Here is a 15383-nt window from a genome sequence, read left to right as displayed (position 1 = left end):
CACTGGTCAAAATTAACCAACAGCGGACCAAAGGAGAGGGTAGAATGCGTGTTTCAACAGCGATGATCGCCGGGCTCGGTATGATGGGCGCGCTTTGCCTGCCTGCTCAACTCTCTGCCGAGGTCAAGATTTACCCCTATCCGTCCAGCGCGAACTATTGCCCCGCCGGATTGCAGCCGGTCACCTTTCAGGGCGTCATCAGTTGCGGCACGCCAAACCAGTCCATGACCTATCAGCAGGTCATGGCGCATCCGGTACAAAAGAAACGCCGTTGGGATCGGTATTCTTGCATCCCGGGCGAAAAAGGCTGCAGCTAGTTCCCGCAGCCCGACCTGTCTAAAAGCCCGATGCTGGCGCGTCGGGAAACGCCTCTACAAAAGGCTTAGGTTCGTTGCCATCTGACGTCCATCGCGCCCTTCCGCCAATTCAAATGAAACTTTTTGATTGTCGGCAAGACCGGTCAAACCCGATCCTTCAACGGCGGAAATGTGTACAAACACATCGCTGCCGCCATCCTCTGGTGCGATAAATCCATACCCTTTGGTCGTGTTAAACCATTTAACGGTTCCTGTTGGCATGTCCTTCGGTGCCTCCTGTTGAGTAGTACGTAGTGCCGTAGTAATTAGACCCGACCACGTTAATCGTCGGGCTACACAAAACATCGTCTGGTTTGGGCAAAAATCAAGGAAATTCCCGGTCCAGTGGTGCTGCACGGGTGAAAATCTTAAGGAAACGACACGATATGATCATTTACGGGCTGAAAAACTGCGATACCTGCCGCAAGGCTGTCAAAGCGTTGCCAGACGCGCAACTGGTTGATGTGCGGGCAGATGGCGTTCCGGATGACGTGATGCAGCGAGCGTTTGCGCAGTTTGGACCGGCATTGATGAACACACGGTCGACCACTTGGCGGGGGCTGGACGCGGGCGAGCGGGATCACGGTCCGCTGGTGTTGATCGCGCAGCATCCTGCGTTGATGAAACGCCCGTTGATCGATGACGCGGGCAGTTTGCATCTGGGCTGGACCAAAGAGGTGCAGAGCGCGCTTGGCGTTTAGCGGCGCAGCATCAGCAGCAGTTTATCAAGGGACAGCGGCCCCGCACCTTTGACCAATAGCGTGACCAGCAACAGCAGCCACAGCGCGCGTTGATCCAGAATGGCGGCATCGGGGATGTGATCGAACCAGCGGCCCAAGGCATCATACTGGCCGTGGCCAAAGATGTCGGTCGCGGACTGAAGCACGACAAAACCGATCATGCCCAAAGCGGCCAACCGCGTGAAAAGCCCCAGCAAGATCAGCACCGGCAACAGAAATTCAGCAGCAATCCCCGCGATGACGACCGCGTGGTGATACAGCCCAAGCGCTGAACTGTCATAGCCGACATTGGCGAAAGCTTTGGGAAAAATCTGGATATAGGCACTGGCGCTTGGGTTCAGCACGCCGATCACGCCGTCCCCCAATTTGGTCACGCCGGAGTTCAGGAAATAGACGGCCAGGACGGCCGCAAACACCAGCCGGGCAAGGGTGCCCAGCAGCCAGTCTTGGCGTGATAATGCCATTGCGGTGCTGCCATAGACGTTAAGAAGTTGTTGCATCTGCGGGCCCTTCATTTGCGCAAAAGGCGCTACTTGTAAAAGCGATGGTTAATGCGGCGGCCAGATCAAATTCGGGTGTTGCAGCACTCGTTGCGTCCGTGGCCTCGCTTAGGGTTTTGCCCCGATCCAGATGCCCCAGCCAATCGGCGGCACCGGGCGGCAGCAGCTTGGGTTCGGGGTCGAAATCGGGCCGTGTGATCATCACGTCTTGGGGCTGCATCGCGGGTTTGGGGGCGTCTTTGACCATGTTGAAACGCCAGATATCAAACAGGGGCCAAGAAGAGGTTAAGATCCGTGTTGCGGGGGCGATCGTGAAGGTCTGCGCCATCATCGCCTCCTGCGGCAATTGCTGGAATGCGCCCAGATCAAAGGCGGGTGCATCCGCCGCGTGGTAGGAGGCGCGCATCGCCAGATCCAACCGCGCGCAATCTGGCAGATAGCCGAACTTATCCAGCTGCGGCAGTTGCTTAATGAAGTCCGGAAACATGCCGCCGTAATGCATCATCAAGGGCGAGGTCGGCGGATGCGCACGGACATAAAGCGGGGCAAGACTGTCGAAACTTTGGCCGCCCAGAATTTTGCGGACCAAGGGAAAGGCCGTTTGCAGTGCTGCGATCAGCGAATGGGTGACGTTGTTGCGATAGACGTCGTAACGCTTGCCCGCGGCGGTGCCATCCGCCCCTTCCAGCCCATCCGGCACGGCGGCAGAGGGGTCAAGCAGACCGGCGCGAAAATCCGATTGGCGTGTCATGCGGCCAGCGCAAGGGCGGCGCGCTGCGCCTCGGCCCGCAGGGTGGGCCAGTCGGGCACATCATTGTCCCATTCGACCAAAACCGGTTTGGGGCCGGTCCGCGCAAGGGTGTATTCCAGCAAGGCCCAGACGGGATCAACCACGGGTTTGCCATGGCTGTCGATCAACAGGGGCGCACCGGCATCATCGGTGTCTTCGTCATGGCCGCCGACGTGGATTTCGCCGACATGGGCCAGCGGGTAGGCATCGATATATTGCTGGGCAGACAGGCCCAGATTGGTGGCTGAGATAAAGACGTTATTGACGTCGAGCAGCAACCCGCAGCCGGTTATGCACACCAGTTCGGCCAGAAAATCAGTCTCGGACAGGGTGGATTCAGCAAAGGCGAGATAGCTGGACGGGTTTTCAAGCAGCATCTGACGGCCAAGTGTGTCTTGGACCTGGCTGATGTGGCTGGCGACGCGGTTCAATGTCGCGTCGGTATAGGGCAGGGGCAGCAGATCGTTCAGGAACTCGGCCCCGTGGGTAGACCACGCAAGATGTTCGGAAAAGCTGGCCGGTTGCGCCCAATCACATAGCTTTTTCAGCCGGTTAAGGTGGTCGCGGTCCAGCGGGGTTTCACCGCCGATGCTAAGGCCCACGCCATGAACGGACAGGCCAAAACGCTGCGATAGCGCACGAAGCTGGGCAAGCGGGCGGCCGCCATCACCCATGTAGTTTTCGGCGTGAATCTCGACCCATTCAACAGGGCCGGGATCGGCTTGTATATCACTGAAATGTTGGGGCTTATAGCCAACCCCCGGACTGGCGGGCAGTCGGTCAAAGCGGCGTTGACTGTCCAGCATGACGCGCTCCCTTTCGGGGTTCAGATGAAAATGCGCAAGCGGCGGTTGCCACCGCTTGCGCGATTTTTGATTTATGCGGGCAGGTCGCGATCAAGTGGCTCAAGCGAGCCTTTGCGCGCGGAACCGTCTGCCATTTCGGGCAGTTCCATGGATTCGCATGTGCCTGCGTCAACCAGTTTCCAAGAGTTGCCTTGGTAATCGGTCACGGATGAACCAGCGCATGTGGTACCCGGACCTGCGGCGCAATCATTGGCACCGGCCAGCGCCACGCCATAGCATTTTTCCTTGGCGGCGGCGTCGGCAGGCGTGCTGTGCGCGGCCATGGCGGCAGCAACGGCACCGGCGACGGCGAATGTTTTTATTGTGTTGGACATTGTATGTTCCTCCTGATGGTCTGGTTGGTAATTTTTATTCGTATCCTAGTTAAGCCCATGTTGATGTGACAAATCTATTCACGTCAAAGTGTCTCACATCAACGTCAGGAAAACCGCTGTTTTTTTGTAATATTTGGCGAAAAAGCCCGGAAAACGGGTTTTTCGTTGAAACAAACTGTCACATCCGGGCGGGTTTGTTTTGCCGCCCGGATGGGTTTGTTACAGAAAGATTTAGCGCAGATCGGGGGGTGTTGCCTCGACCTTGAGGGCTGCTGCGACGTCGGAAAGGGTTTGGACAGAGGTCTGTTTTTCCCCAAGACGGCGCACCGATACGGTTTTTTCTTCGACCTCGCGAGCACCCACGGCAAGGATGACAGGCACCTTGCCGACCGAATGTTCACGGACCTTATAGTTGATCTTTTCGTTGCGAATGTCCGCCTCGGCGCGGACGCCGGCGGCGGTCAGGGTCTCGATGACCTCGCGCACGTAATCATCCGCCTCTGAGGTGATGGAGGCCACAACGACCTGACGCGGGGCCAGCCAGAACGGCAGTTTGCCTGCGTGTTCTTCGATCAGGATGCCGATGAAACGTTCAAACGATCCCAAGGTCGCGCGGTGCAGCATGACGGGGCGGTGTTTCGCGCCATCCGACCCGACAAAGGTCGCGTCGAGCCGTTCGGGCAGCACAAAATCCACCTGATGGGTGCCACATTGCCAGTCGCGGCCAATCGCATCGGTCAGCACGAATTCCAGTTTGGGGCCGTAAAACGCACCTTCGCCGGGGTTAATCTCGGGCTCGATCCCGGCTTTGCGGGTCGCGGAGAGCAGCGCCGCTTCGGCTTTGTCCCATACCTCGTCCGATCCGGCGCGGGTTTCGGGGCGATCCGAGAATTTGACCTTAAAGTTCTCGAAGCCGAGGTCCTTGTAGATGGCGGACAGGAATTCGATGTAGATCAGGGTTTCTTCCTCGATCTGGTCCTCGCGGCAGAAGATGTGGCCGTCGTCTTGGGTAAAGCCGCGTACGCGCATAATGCCGTGCAGCGCGCCGGACGGTTCATACCGGTTACACGAGCCGAACTCGGCCATGCGCAACGGCAGGTCGCGGTAGGATTTCATGCCTTGGTTAAAGATCTGCACGTGGCAGGGGCAGTTCATCGGCTTCAGCGCGTTAACGGATTTCTCGCGGGCGTGTTCCTCGTCAACTTCTACGATGAACATGTGGTCTTGATACTTTTCCCAGTGGCCGGATGCTTCCCACAGTTTGCGGTCAACGACCTGCGGGGTGTTCACCTCTACATAGCCGCCAGCGCGTTGTTTGCGGCGCATGTAGTCCTGCAGCTGGGTGTAGATCAGCCAGCCGTTGGGATGCCAGAACACCTGACCGGGGGCTTCTTCTTGCATGTGGAACAGGTCCATCTCGCGGCCCAGCTTGCGGTGGTCACGTTTGGCGGCCTCTTCGAGCATGTTAAGATGGGCACGCAGCTTTTCCTTGCCGGTGAAGGCGACGCCATAGATGCGTTGCAGCATGGCACGGTCGCTGTCACCGCGCCAATAGGCACCGGCGATGGACATCAGTTTGAACGCGTCGCCGGGGACTTGTCCGGTGTGTTGCAGGTGCGGGCCGCGACACAGATCTTGCCAGTCGCCATGCCAATACATGCGCAGGGGTTCATCGCCGGGAATGCTTTCGATCAGCTCGACCTTATAGGGCTCGTTCAGATCCTCGTAATGCTTGATCGCGCGGGGACGGTCCCAGACCTCGGTCCGGACGGGATCACGCTTGTTGATGATTTCCTTCATCTTCTTTTCGATCGCGCCAAGGTCTTCGGGGGTGAAGGGCTCGGCGCGGTCAAAATCGTAATACCAGCCGTCTTTGATCACCGGGCCGATGGTGACCTTGGTGTCGGGCCAGATTTCCTGAACGGCGCGGGCCATGATGTGGGCAAGGTCGTGACGGACCAATTCATTGGCCTGATCTTCGTCAGCCATGGTGTGAATCGCGATGTCGGCGTCGGCGTCAATCGGCCAGGCCAGATCGAAATGCGCACCGTTCACGGTGGCACTGATCGCCTTTTTGCCAAGGGACTTTGAGATGTCGCTGGCCACGTCGCCCGCAGTAATACCTGCGTCGTACTGCCGTGCATTGCCATCGGGAAGGGTGAGAGTGATCTGGGCCATTTGGGCCTCCTCGTCGGTTTGGCGCCTACGAGACGCCCGGTTGCGGGTTATGTGCCTGCGCTAGATGGCGGCGTGGGGCCGTCTTGTCAATAACTGCGGCGTTTTTCGAAACCTCTTTGGGTGTTTGTGCGTTGCGGTATGATGACGCCGCAAAAAATCAGCACGATGGGAAACGACAGGATGCAGGACGGATGGACGCGCAAGGCTTTTGAGAAACTGTCAGGGGCCGAAGACGACGCCGACGATCTGACCGAGGGCGCGCAAAAGGCCGAAGCACCAAACGCCCTGCGCCATGTTGCCAGCCTGTCGATGACCAAGGTGGCGGATGGGTTGATTGATCCCAAGCTGATGTTGTCATGGCTGCTGACCTCGCTTGGCGCGCCTGCCGTTTTTGCCGGTGCACTGGTGCCGATCCGCGAAAGTGGCGCGTTGCTGCCGCAGATGTTGCTGGCGTCTTGGGTGCAGGCGATGCAGCGGCGCAAATGGGCGTGGGTGGTTGGCAGCGCGGGGCAGGGCGTATTCGCCGCGTTGATCGTGCTGGCGGCGCTCACGCTTGAAGGGGCCGCCGCCGGGTTTGCCATTTGTGCGGCCCTTGGCGGGCTGGCGCTGTGTCGCGCGGCGTGTTCGGTATCTTATAAAGATATCTTGGGCAAAACCGTCGGCAAATCGCGGCGCGGGTCGATCACGGGGTTGGCAGGGTCGGTGTCATCCGTGGGCGTGGTTATTCTGGCTCTGTTGCTGATGTCGGGCCTGTTCGAAAGCGCGGGGATTGTTATCGCCGCGATTGCATTGGCCGCCTGCCTGTGGGGTGCGGCTGCGTTGCTGTTTTCCACATTGAAGGAAATGAAAAGCGACCCGTCCAAGGCGGAAGGGGCCGATTTCAGTATCTTGAAACAAGACGCAAACCTGCGCCGCTTTATTTTGGTACGGGGTTTGCTGGCCTCGACTGCCCTAGCCCCACCCTATTTCGTGGTGCTTGCGGGGGGAGAGGAGCAATCAGCCCTTGGCCAATTGGGCGCGTTGGTGTTGGCGTCGGCGCTGGCGTCTTTCCTAAGCTCGTATGTCTGGGGGCGCTTGTCGGATCGGTCCAGCCGCAAGGTGTTGATGCTGACCGGGATCGTCGGGGCCTGTGCGATGCTGGGGGCCGTGGCGCTTAGCTTGTTGGGGTTGGCCACGCAAATCTGGGCGATGCCGCTGGTGCTGTTCATCCTGATGATCGCGTATCACGGGGTGCGGCAGGGGCGGTCGACCTATCTGGTTGATATGTCCCCCAAAGATCAGCGGTCGGCCTATGCCGCGGTTTCCAACACGGTGATCGGGGTGCTGCTGTTGATCGCTGGGTTCGCCGGGGGCGGTGCGGCGCTGTTCGGGCCAAATGCAACGCTGGTTCTGTTTGCGCTTATGGCGGTGGGCGCGGCGGTTGTGGCCTTTGGCCTAAGCGAGGTCGAAGCATTAGATTGAACGTCGGCGCGCATGGTTTTATGACATGGGGCATGGTCCATGCATTCAAAAGGATGGCGAGATGTCCAAACACAACCGCAACTTCGAGCTGACAGTCAGCGATATCGACCTGATCGAGGCAGCCCTGCACATCACCAAGCGTGATCTATCAGCGGACGTCTATAACGGCACCCAAGAGATGCTGCCCGCCGATAAAACCGTAGATTCGCTGCGCAAGATCGACGATCTGCTGGGGCGTCTGCACAATCAAAAGATTTTCTATCGCCCCGCCAAGGGCACGTATTTGGGCGGATGACCATGGCGCAAACCCTCACAACGCCACAAGGCCGGACGCTGGCCTATCATCTGACAGCGGGCCGTGGGCCATGCGTTGTGTTTCTGGGCGGGCTGAAATCCGACATGCAAGGCACCAAGGCGGTGTTTCTTGAGGAATGGGCCCGTCGCGAGGGCCGTGCGTTCTTGCGGTTTGATTACTCGGGGCATGGTGAATCCTCGGGTGATTTCACCGACGGCTGCATTGGCGATTGGGCGCAGGATACGCTGGCCGCCGTGACTGCGTTGACCAACGGCAAGGTCGTACCGGTCGGGTCGTCCATGGGCGGGTGGCAATCGCTGCTGCTGTGCCGCGCGATGCCTGAGCGGATTGCTGGGCTGGTCACCATCGCGGCAGCGCCGGATTTTACCGAAGACGGATATTGGGCCAGCTTTACCGACGCGCAAAAGCAGCAGTTGGAGACCGAGGGCCGCGTTGAATTGCCATCGGATTATATGGAGCCTTACATCATCACAAAGCGGATGATCGAAGACGGGCGCAAGCAGTTGGTGTTGCGGTCGGCGTTGGACCTGCCGTTTCCGGTGCGGTTTTTGCAAGGCACGGCGGATACAGCGGTGAGCGTCGCAACAGCGGTGAAACTGCTGGAACACGCCACGGGGCCGGATATGCAGTTGCAACTGGTCAAAGACGCCGATCACCGTTTTTCCAACGATCGCTGTTTGGGGTTGATGCAAACGGCGTTGCAAGAGGTGTTGGACAAGGCCGCGGATGCGTAAACCCGCCAGCATGTGGAGCCTTGAAACCGTCGGGCGGGTGCGTCTGTCGAAACATTTCTATATGCGCGATTTTCTGTATTCCGAGATTACGGGCTTTCACGGCATTCCGAACATTCCCGACAACCCCGATCTGGCGATTGAAAACGGGCGGGCGTTTTGCACGGCGCTGCTGGACCCGCTAGAGGAGACATTCGGCCGTGTCGCTGTGCGGTCGGGCTATCGGTCGCGGGCGTTGAATGACTATGGCAACGCCAACAAGCTGAACTGCGCGTCCAGCGATAACCCCATCGAATGCCACATCTGGGATCGGGATGCCGGGGATGCGGCCATTGCAGGGGCGTCGATTGTGATCCCGTGGTTTGCCGATCAATATGATCAGGGCCGCGATTGGCGTGATCTGGCGTGGTGGGTGCACGACCATTTGCCCTATTCCGAGATGTGGTTTTTTCCCAAGCTGGCGGCGTTCAATCTGGTCTGGCGGCCCACGCCGTTGCGCACCATCTCAAGCTACATCGCGCCTAGGGGCATGTTGCTGCGCACGGGGGAAACACCGGTCGAGGGCACAGTACAACGCCGTGCGCGATATGCCGATTTCCCGCCCTTGCGCGGCATTTCCTATCCATAACGATTGGCGCAGAACGCACCTGTGGGCCTAGCTAAGCTGCGCGTTGATTTGGTTGCGCTTGTCCTTGGGCACCACATAAACATCGCGCACGGGCTTTAGGCTGTCGGTGTCGAAAAAGGGTGTGTCTTTCCAACGGCCTGTGATCCGTGCCGCCAGTCCGCGGCTTAGGACGCCCCAAACGAAACGGCCCATGCCCTTGTGCTGGGCCTTGTCGCCGGGCGTGTGCAAATTCGCCTTGGTTGCGACGCGGCCAATGGCATCGGTGTCTGTCAGGATCGTGGTGCGGATGCTGGAAAACGCGATCTTGGGATTGCGCAATGTGTTGCCGATCACGGAACCGCAACATTTTGCATGCCACCGCAATATGTTCTTTTCGCCAAAGGAAAAGACCGCCACTTTGTCGAACCCTTGGTCAAATTTGATCCGGTCGGGCGTGGTCTGGAATAACGCCACAGACGGGGTGTCGGGTTGGCCCGAAAAAACCTCGGCCGCGCGGCAATCTTTGCAGAAACATTCAAGATGCGTGCCGACGGCCGGGGATGCGCCTAGCAGCGTGCCGGTGACGGTGCCACAGCTGCATCGAAAGGCGACATCTTTAGGCTTTTTGAACATCAGGCAGCCGCGTTATCGTTGGCGGGTTTCTTGGTTTTCGCCTTTGGCTTTTCGGCTTCGCGTGGGTTTGCATCAATGAATTGCAGCACCAGCGGGCGGATATTATTGCGCCAGCTTTTGCCGGCAAAGATACCGTAATGCCCTGCGCCGTCTTCTAGGTGGCTGGCCTTTTTGCTGTCGGGCAGACCGGTACACAGATCAAGCGCCGCAACGCATTGGCCGGGGGCCGAAATGTCGTCCTTGGTGCCTTCAACGGTTTTGACGGCAACGGTTGTGATCTTGCCGATGTCGACCTTTTTACCTGCAACGGTAAAGTTGTTCTTGCCGATTTCGTTGTTTTTAAAGATCCGCTCGACCGTGGAGAGGTAGAATTCGGCAGGCATGTCCATGACGGCCAGATATTCGTCATAGAACTTGTTGTGTTTGTCGTGATCGCCAGCCTCGCCTTGGACGACGCGCATGATCTGATCCTGAAATGCTTTTGCGTGGGTTTCGCTGTTCATCGAGATGAACGAATTCAGCTGCAGCAGCCCCGGATATACCTTGCGGCCAACGCCGGGGTATTTAAAGCCGACCTGCTGGATCGACATTTCCTGAAGCTGTCCCATATGCACGCGGTCGCCGAAATCAGTGACCTCGGTCGGGGCGGCGTCGGGGTCAATCGGGCCGCCGATCAGGGTCAGGGAACTGGGCTGCGCGCTTGGCTCTTCCTCGGCCAGATAGGCGGTGGCGGCAAGGGCCAGCGGCGCGGGTTGGCAGACGGCAATAACATGCACGTCCGGGCCAAGATGGCGCATATATTCGACCAGATGCAGGGTGTAATCTTCGACGTCGAACTTACCCGCGCTGACGGGAATTTCGCGGGCATTGTGCCAATCGGTGATGTACAAATCGGTGTCGGGGATCAGGCTGATCACGGTCGACCGCAGCAATGTGGCATAGTGGCCTGACATGGGGGCGACCAACAGAACCTTGCGCTTTGGCACTGGACGGTTCTGGACCACGAAATGCAAAAGATCGCCAAACGCGCCTTCGATTTCTTTCTCGATGTCTACTTGGTGGTCTGCCTCGTCTTCGCCAACGACGGCGGGCAGGTTCCAATCGGGTTTGGCGACCATCCGCGCAAAGCTGCGTTCGGTCACCTCGCCCCAGGCGGCCATCCAATCCATCGCGGGATTGGGGAAGGCGGAAAATACAGGATATGACGCAAACGCCTGCGCTGTCGCACCAAGCCACTGATTGGTGTTACGCATTGTTTCCATTAAATCATAAGATGCCATATACTTCATGAGGGGTCTCCTGTTGGTTGGCCCTTGTGCTTGGGCGCTCCGCCGGTCCCCTCCCAGATAGGACGGCGCGATGCTGCAAGTGCAAACATAGGGAGGAACCGTTAAGATGACAACAAAAACGAATGAGCCCTTGGAACCTGATGCAGCCGCGCTGGCGCGGATGACAGAGAATATGAACAAAGTCGAAGCGTTGGGCGCACGATTGTCACAGATTATGGTGAACCGGGAGGGGCACCAAGCCGCCCTGGACGGACCGAATCAAGAGTTATTCGCCAAGGCTGCGCAATCCTATTGGAACGAGGCGGTTCAAAACCCCGCCAAGCTGATCGAACAGCAGGTGTCATTCTGGACCAAATCGGTGGCGCATTTTGTCGAGGCGCAAAAGGCATTGGCCAAGGGCAAGCTGGAAGCGCCAGCCGATACCACGCCCAAGGACAGACGCTTTGCCAACCCGCTGTGGGAAAGCCACCCCTATTTCAACTATGTGAAACAGCAGTATCTGATCAACGCCGAAACGCTGCACCAAGCGATTGCAGATGTGTCCGACCTTGAACCGCGCGAAAAGCAGCGGCTGGAATATTTCAGCCGTCAGATCGTTGATCTGATGAGCCCGACGAATTTTCTGGCAACCAACCCCGATGCGCTGGAACGTGCGGTCGCGACCGAAGGCGAAAGCCTGATCAAGGGGCTGGAAAACCTGATTGCCGACCTTGAGGCCAATAACGGCGAGATGATCGTGCGTCTGGCCGATGAAAGCGCGTTCGAGCTAGGCCGCAACATTGCCACGTCACCGGGCAAGGTGGTGTTCCGCAACCGCATGTTCGAGCTGATCCAATACAGCCCCACCACCGAAAAAGTGCATGAAACACCGATCGTGATCTTTCCGCCGTGGATCAACAAATTCTACATTCTGGACCTGAAGGAACAGAACAGTCTGGTGAAATGGATCGTCGATCAGGGGCACACGTTGTTCATGGTGTCCTGGATCAACCCCGATAACAGCTATCGCGACGTTGGCATGGGCTACTATATCGAGGACGGTTTTGTCGCGGCCATTGAAGAGGTCAAAAACATCACCGGTCAGGATCAGGTCAACGCCGTGGGCTATTGCATTGCGGGCACGACACTGTCGCTGACACTGTCCTTGCTCAAACAGCGCGGCGACCCATCGGTGCGATCCGCCACGTTCTTTACCGCGCTAACGGATTTTTCCGATCAAGGGGAATTCCAGCCCTTCCTGACGGATGATTTCATCGACGGGATCGAGGCGGAGACCAAGGACAAGGGCATCTTGCCGTCGTCCATCATGGCGCGGACGTTTTCGTTCTTGCGGTCGAACGATCTGGTGTATGGCCCCGCGATCAAAAGCTATATGCTGGGCGATACGCCGCCTGCGTTTGACCTGCTGTATTGGAACGGGGACGGGGCGAATCTGCCGGAACGTATGGCGATGGAATACCTGCGCGGGCTGTGCCAGCAGAACAAACTGGCCGAGGGCGGGTTTGATCTGATGGGCCACCACCTAGAGCTGGGCGATATCGAGGTGCCGTTGATCGCCATCGGCTGCGAGACCGATCACATCGCGCCGTGGAAAGACAGCTATCGCGGCATCCAGCAGATGGGCAGTAAGGACAAAACATTCATTATGACCCAGTCGGGCCATATCGCAGGCATCGTGAACCCGCCCAGCAAAGGTAAATACGGCCACTATACCAACGCCGATACGGCACTCGATTACAAAGACTGGCTGGCGGGGGCCAAGTTCCACAAAGGGTCGTGGTGGCCCCGCTGGGGCAAGTGGCTCGAGAATCACTCGGGCGGGCTGATTGAGGCACGTGTGCCGGGCGCGGACGGTCGTGAAATTTTGTGCGATGCCCCCGGAACCTATGTGACACGCAAAGCAAGAGGCTGATCTGATTACGCTTTTACCCTAGGTCAACTTTCACATGCTGCAGTGCAGAATATACTTGAAATGCCGCGCTGCAGCATGTAGATATCTCCTATACCAGAACGAGTAGGCTGTTGCCGCTCTCAACTGAAAGAGGAAGAGACTATGACAAAGACACCTGATATCGCCGCAATGATGAAAGACGTTATGGGCGCATTCCCAGTTGATACAACTGCGCTGAACGATGCGTTCAAAACAACAGCCACTCTGAATGAAAAACTGTCCGGCGTTGCGCTGACAGCTGCCGAGAAATCCGCCGAGATTTCCAGCAAATGGCAAAAAGAAACACTGTCCAAGCTGGCAGAAATGTCCAAAGCCAAGTCCGAGCCTGCTGACTATGCAAAAGCAATGACAGATTTCACATCTGCCTCTGCCGAAGTCGCAGCCGAGCACATGGCCGCATTCGCCGAAATCGCAAAATCCGTTCAAATGGACACAGTTGAACTGATGATGGCCGCGGGCAAAGACATGTCCGAAGAAGCAACAGCCGCCGTTCAAAAGGCAACAGCTGAAGCAACAAAAGCCACGAAAAAAGCGACAGCAAAGTAATTCGCCGCAAGGCAAATCAACTTTCATGAGTGATGGGGCGGGCTTGAAAAAGTCTGCCCTTTCTTTGTTGCGAGACCCTTTCTTTTTGAAACACGCTACCCTAAGCTGCAATGCAGCACGCAATTTGGGAAGGATCCACCGTGGCCGACACAGACAAGCCTCTGCTTATCAAGCGTTACGCCAGCCGGCGGCTTTATAATACGGAAACAAGCGATTACGTCACGCTTGAGGATATCTCGGGGTTTATCCGGGATGGGCGCGAAGTTCAGATTCTGGATTTGAAATCCGGTGATGATCTGACCCGCCAATATCTGCTGCAGATCATCGCAGATCACGAAAGCCGTGGTGAATCAGTTTTGCCCGTTGATGTGCTGAACGACCTTGTGCGCAGCTATATGTCACCGGGTGCAAGCGTGGTGCCGCAGTTTTTGAAAGCATCTTTTGATATGCTGCGCGATGGCCAGTCGCGGGTGCTGGAAAATATGAACACGATCAACCCTATGTCCAAAATGCCCGGGTTTGATGTGATGCAGGCCCAGCAAGAAGCATTCATGAAAGCCATGACTGGAAATATCCCAGCCGCATGGCCGGGCATGACCAAGCCGGAGGCCGAAGCACCGGCGAAGTCTGACACGTCCGACAAAAACCAAGACGAGAGTCTGGATGCGATCAAACAGCAATTGGCCGAATTGCAGGATAAGCTGTCCAAGCTGAAGTGATCCAGTGGCCGCACGGACGTGCGATTTTTATTATTTGATCCAGATCAGGCCTGAGCCCACCCCAGCAATGGGGTGGGCTTTTTCGTATCTGTTGGATGCCTCCGGCGGGAGTTTATTTGGCAAAATGAAAGGGCTGGGTTAAGCGGCCCTGGAACCTGCTGCCGTTTGAACCGCGCCCAGCAGGACGTTGATTACCGCGTCAAGATCGCTGGGCTTGAGGTGGACGGGCAGACGCACATCGCAGGCGGTCATCAGCATTTTGCGGGTTTGCGGCAGATCCGGCAGGTTTTCGATAAATTGCCAGTTCCAGAAGGCCCGGGCGTTGTCGGTGCTTTGGCCAAAGACCTGAACCTTGACCCCTGCGGCGGCGCTGGCGGCTGCGAAAGCACGGATTACAGCATCGTCTAGCCCGACCATGTTGAACTGGATGGAATCCGGGGCGCGGGTTTCCGGGGCCAGCGGTGCAGGCACAGAAATATGGGGGGAGGCGTTCAGTTTGGCCGCAACATAGTCGTGGTTGCGCCGCCCGTCGGCAACGCGGCGTGGCAGTTCGGCCAATTGCGGGCGCACGATGGCGGCGGATAGGTTGCCCAAGCGCAAGTTGTAGAGCGGCAGTTGGTTTTGCCAGCGTGCACAGGCGTCGGCGATGCTGGGGTGTTTTTTCCAGTTATGCTCGTAAGCGCCGGACATAATGATCGCGCGGGCAATCAAGTCGGCATCATCGGTGATCATGATACCGCCCTCGCCGGCGTTGATCATTTTGTAAGATTGGAAGGAGAAACACCCGATTTTGCCGATCGTGCCGATTTTCTGGCCGTACCACAGCGTGCCTAATGAATGCGCTGCGTCTTCGATCACAGGAATGTTGGCCGCGTCACACAAGCCCATAATGGCATCCATGTCCGAGGTGTGGCCGCGCATATGGCTGATGATCACTGCATCGACTGTGGGCAACTTGACCTCGAAGTCATTGAGGTCGATGCGGTAATTATCCCCGACCTCGCATAGTATCGGCTGGCAGTTGGCATGGATCACCGAAGACGGCACCGCGGCAAAGGTAAACCCAGGGATCATAACGCGTGCGTTTTTTGGCAGGTCCAGCGCCATCAACGACAGGAAAAGCGCGGCCGAACAGGAGGACACGGCGAGGGCATATTTGCTGCCCATTATTTGGGCGAATTCAGCCTCGAGCAGGGAAACCGGGGCGTCGGAGGCAGCGGTATAGCGAAACAGATCGCCGGATTGCAAAAGCCGCTCAATCTCGGCGCGGGCGGCGTCAGGGATGGCCTCGGCGCGGTTCATATCTGGCAGGGACATATTTCAAAATCCTGAATGTTTGTTTTCAGAATAGTAAAACAAGGGCGTGCCATCGCCAAGCTAATTCAG

Annotated in this window: 18 protein-coding genes; 9 read left to right on the top strand and 9 right to left on the bottom strand. The window is 57.6% G+C overall.

Annotation, left to right across the window (positions count from 1 at the left end; genetic code table 11):
• The first annotated feature begins 44 nt into the window (after positions 1-44).
• The gene (locus AADJ11_RS12655) at positions 45-317 is read left to right on the top strand and encodes a hypothetical protein (RefSeq protein ID WP_341234870.1); all 273 of its coding nucleotides are present in this window, start codon (positions 45-47) and stop codon (positions 315-317) included.
• A 54-nt stretch (positions 318-371) separates the two neighbouring features.
• Here AADJ11_RS12655 and AADJ11_RS12650 read toward each other — a convergent pair whose 3' ends face one another.
• The gene (locus tag AADJ11_RS12650; RefSeq protein WP_341234869.1) at positions 372-578 is read right to left on the bottom strand and encodes a cold-shock protein; all 207 of its coding nucleotides are present in this window, start codon (positions 576-578) and stop codon (positions 372-374) included.
• A gap of 164 nt (positions 579-742) precedes the next feature.
• Here AADJ11_RS12650 and AADJ11_RS12645 point away from each other — a divergent pair, with 164 nt between their 5' ends.
• The gene (locus AADJ11_RS12645; RefSeq protein ID WP_341234868.1) at positions 743-1057 is read left to right on the top strand and encodes an ArsC/Spx/MgsR family protein; all 315 of its coding nucleotides are present in this window, start codon (positions 743-745) and stop codon (positions 1055-1057) included.
• Here AADJ11_RS12645 and AADJ11_RS12640 read toward each other — a convergent pair.
• From AADJ11_RS12640 to thrS, 5 genes are all read right to left on the bottom strand, one after another.
• On the bottom strand, positions 1054-1596 hold the full coding sequence (locus AADJ11_RS12640; protein ID WP_341234867.1) for a DoxX family membrane protein: 543 nt from the start codon (positions 1594-1596) through the stop codon (positions 1054-1056). The genes AADJ11_RS12645 and AADJ11_RS12640 overlap by 4 nt on opposite strands.
• Complete coding sequence (locus tag AADJ11_RS12635) at positions 1580-2347, bottom strand: DNA-binding domain-containing protein (RefSeq protein ID WP_341234866.1); 768 nt, start codon at positions 2345-2347, stop codon at positions 1580-1582. Before AADJ11_RS12635 ends, AADJ11_RS12640 begins: the two co-directional genes overlap by 17 nt.
• Positions 2344-3192, bottom strand: a complete 849-nt coding sequence (locus AADJ11_RS12630) for a DUF692 domain-containing protein (RefSeq protein WP_341234865.1) — start codon at positions 3190-3192, stop codon at positions 2344-2346. Before AADJ11_RS12630 ends, AADJ11_RS12635 begins: the two co-directional genes overlap by 4 nt.
• A gap of 71 nt (positions 3193-3263) precedes the next feature.
• Positions 3264-3566, bottom strand: coding sequence for a DUF2282 domain-containing protein (locus tag AADJ11_RS12625; protein ID WP_341234864.1), 303 nt, complete (start codon positions 3564-3566; stop codon positions 3264-3266).
• Positions 3567-3797: 231 nt separating this feature from the next.
• A complete protein-coding gene (gene thrS, locus AADJ11_RS12620) occupies positions 3798-5744 on the bottom strand; it encodes a threonine--tRNA ligase (protein ID WP_341234863.1) in 1947 nt (648 codons plus the stop codon).
• 180 nt (positions 5745-5924) lie between these two features.
• Here thrS and AADJ11_RS12615 point away from each other — a divergent pair, with 180 nt between their 5' ends.
• The 4 genes from AADJ11_RS12615 to AADJ11_RS12600 all read left to right on the top strand — a co-directional run bounded on the left by AADJ11_RS12615 (position 5925) and on the right by AADJ11_RS12600 (position 8880).
• Entirely contained in the window at positions 5925-7205 is a 1281-nt protein-coding gene (locus tag AADJ11_RS12615) for an MFS transporter (protein ID WP_341235022.1), read from the top strand.
• A 61-nt stretch (positions 7206-7266) separates the two neighbouring features.
• The gene (locus AADJ11_RS12610; RefSeq protein WP_093915341.1) at positions 7267-7500 is read left to right on the top strand and encodes a hypothetical protein; all 234 of its coding nucleotides are present in this window, start codon (positions 7267-7269) and stop codon (positions 7498-7500) included.
• Between the two features lie 2 nt (positions 7501-7502).
• Positions 7503-8255, top strand: coding sequence for an alpha/beta hydrolase (locus AADJ11_RS12605; RefSeq protein ID WP_341234862.1), 753 nt, complete (start codon positions 7503-7505; stop codon positions 8253-8255).
• A 10-nt stretch (positions 8256-8265) separates the two neighbouring features.
• Positions 8266-8880 (top strand): hypothetical protein, encoded by a 615-nt coding sequence (locus AADJ11_RS12600; protein ID WP_341235021.1) that lies wholly within the window; start codon positions 8266-8268, stop codon positions 8878-8880.
• Between the two features lie 27 nt (positions 8881-8907).
• On the opposite strand, the gene AADJ11_RS12595 is transcribed toward AADJ11_RS12600, so the two are convergent.
• Together AADJ11_RS12595 and phaZ are read right to left on the bottom strand one after the other, a co-directional pair.
• Positions 8908-9492 carry a DUF6151 family protein gene (locus AADJ11_RS12595; protein WP_341234861.1) on the bottom strand — a complete coding sequence of 195 codons (585 nt, stop codon included), beginning with the start codon at positions 9490-9492 and terminating at the stop codon, positions 8908-8910.
• Entirely contained in the window at positions 9492-10781 is a 1290-nt protein-coding gene (gene phaZ / locus AADJ11_RS12590) for a polyhydroxyalkanoate depolymerase (RefSeq protein WP_341234860.1), read from the bottom strand. Before phaZ ends, AADJ11_RS12595 begins: the two co-directional genes overlap by 1 nt.
• A gap of 106 nt (positions 10782-10887) precedes the next feature.
• On the opposite strand from phaZ, the gene phaC reads away from it, so the two are divergent.
• The 3 genes from phaC to phaR all read left to right on the top strand — a co-directional run bounded on the left by phaC (position 10888) and on the right by phaR (position 13997).
• On the top strand, positions 10888-12693 hold the full coding sequence (gene phaC / locus AADJ11_RS12585) for a class I poly(R)-hydroxyalkanoic acid synthase (protein WP_341234859.1): 1806 nt from the start codon (positions 10888-10890) through the stop codon (positions 12691-12693).
• A 141-nt stretch (positions 12694-12834) separates the two neighbouring features.
• Complete coding sequence (locus tag AADJ11_RS12580) at positions 12835-13278, top strand: phasin, PhaP (RefSeq protein ID WP_341234858.1); 444 nt, start codon at positions 12835-12837, stop codon at positions 13276-13278.
• A 140-nt stretch (positions 13279-13418) separates the two neighbouring features.
• A complete protein-coding gene (phaR, locus tag AADJ11_RS12575; RefSeq protein WP_341234857.1) occupies positions 13419-13997 on the top strand; it encodes a polyhydroxyalkanoate synthesis repressor PhaR in 579 nt (192 codons plus the stop codon).
• 138 nt (positions 13998-14135) lie between these two features.
• Here phaR and AADJ11_RS12570 read toward each other — a convergent pair whose 3' ends face one another.
• The gene (locus tag AADJ11_RS12570; RefSeq protein ID WP_341234856.1) at positions 14136-15314 is read right to left on the bottom strand and encodes an aminotransferase class I/II-fold pyridoxal phosphate-dependent enzyme; all 1179 of its coding nucleotides are present in this window, start codon (positions 15312-15314) and stop codon (positions 14136-14138) included.
• Between the last annotated feature and the right edge of the window lie 69 nt (positions 15315-15383).

It is taken from the genome of uncultured Sulfitobacter sp. (genome assembly GCF_964021855.1).
Taxonomy (GTDB): domain Bacteria; phylum Pseudomonadota; class Alphaproteobacteria; order Rhodobacterales; family Rhodobacteraceae; genus Sulfitobacter.
The sequence above is the reverse complement of the archived record's forward strand: the minus strand, read 5'-3'. Positions and strand labels throughout refer to the sequence as shown.

What these genes read in the sequence shown, in the direction of transcription:
- AADJ11_RS12655 (WP_341234870.1), top strand. Translation starts at nt 45, where the DNA reads ATGCGTGTTTCAACAGCGATGATCGCCGGGCTCGGTATGATGGGCGCG.
- AADJ11_RS12650 (WP_341234869.1), bottom strand. Translation starts at nt 578, where the DNA reads ATGCCAACAGGAACCGTTAAATGGTTTAACACGACCAAAGGGTATGGA.
- AADJ11_RS12645 (WP_341234868.1), top strand. Translation starts at nt 743, where the DNA reads ATGATCATTTACGGGCTGAAAAACTGCGATACCTGCCGCAAGGCTGTC.
- AADJ11_RS12640 (WP_341234867.1), bottom strand. Translation starts at nt 1,596, where the DNA reads ATGCAACAACTTCTTAACGTCTATGGCAGCACCGCAATGGCATTATCA.
- AADJ11_RS12635 (WP_341234866.1), bottom strand. Translation starts at nt 2,347, where the DNA reads ATGACACGCCAATCGGATTTTCGCGCCGGTCTGCTTGACCCCTCTGCC.
- AADJ11_RS12630 (WP_341234865.1), bottom strand. Translation starts at nt 3,192, where the DNA reads ATGCTGGACAGTCAACGCCGCTTTGACCGACTGCCCGCCAGTCCGGGG.
- AADJ11_RS12625 (WP_341234864.1), bottom strand. Translation starts at nt 3,566, where the DNA reads ATGTCCAACACAATAAAAACATTCGCCGTCGCCGGTGCCGTTGCTGCC.
- thrS (WP_341234863.1), bottom strand. Translation starts at nt 5,744, where the DNA reads ATGGCCCAGATCACTCTCACCCTTCCCGATGGCAATGCACGGCAGTAC.
- AADJ11_RS12615 (WP_341235022.1), top strand. Translation starts at nt 5,925, where the DNA reads ATGCAGGACGGATGGACGCGCAAGGCTTTTGAGAAACTGTCAGGGGCC.
- AADJ11_RS12610 (WP_093915341.1), top strand. Translation starts at nt 7,267, where the DNA reads ATGTCCAAACACAACCGCAACTTCGAGCTGACAGTCAGCGATATCGAC.
- AADJ11_RS12605 (WP_341234862.1), top strand. Translation starts at nt 7,503, where the DNA reads ATGGCGCAAACCCTCACAACGCCACAAGGCCGGACGCTGGCCTATCAT.
- AADJ11_RS12600 (WP_341235021.1), top strand. Translation starts at nt 8,266, where the DNA reads ATGTGGAGCCTTGAAACCGTCGGGCGGGTGCGTCTGTCGAAACATTTC.
- AADJ11_RS12595 (WP_341234861.1), bottom strand. Translation starts at nt 9,492, where the DNA reads ATGTTCAAAAAGCCTAAAGATGTCGCCTTTCGATGCAGCTGTGGCACC.
- phaZ (WP_341234860.1), bottom strand. Translation starts at nt 10,781, where the DNA reads ATGAAGTATATGGCATCTTATGATTTAATGGAAACAATGCGTAACACC.
- phaC (WP_341234859.1), top strand. Translation starts at nt 10,888, where the DNA reads ATGACAACAAAAACGAATGAGCCCTTGGAACCTGATGCAGCCGCGCTG.
- AADJ11_RS12580 (WP_341234858.1), top strand. Translation starts at nt 12,835, where the DNA reads ATGACAAAGACACCTGATATCGCCGCAATGATGAAAGACGTTATGGGC.
- AADJ11_RS12570 (WP_341234856.1), bottom strand. Translation starts at nt 15,314, where the DNA reads ATGTCCCTGCCAGATATGAACCGCGCCGAGGCCATCCCTGACGCCGCC.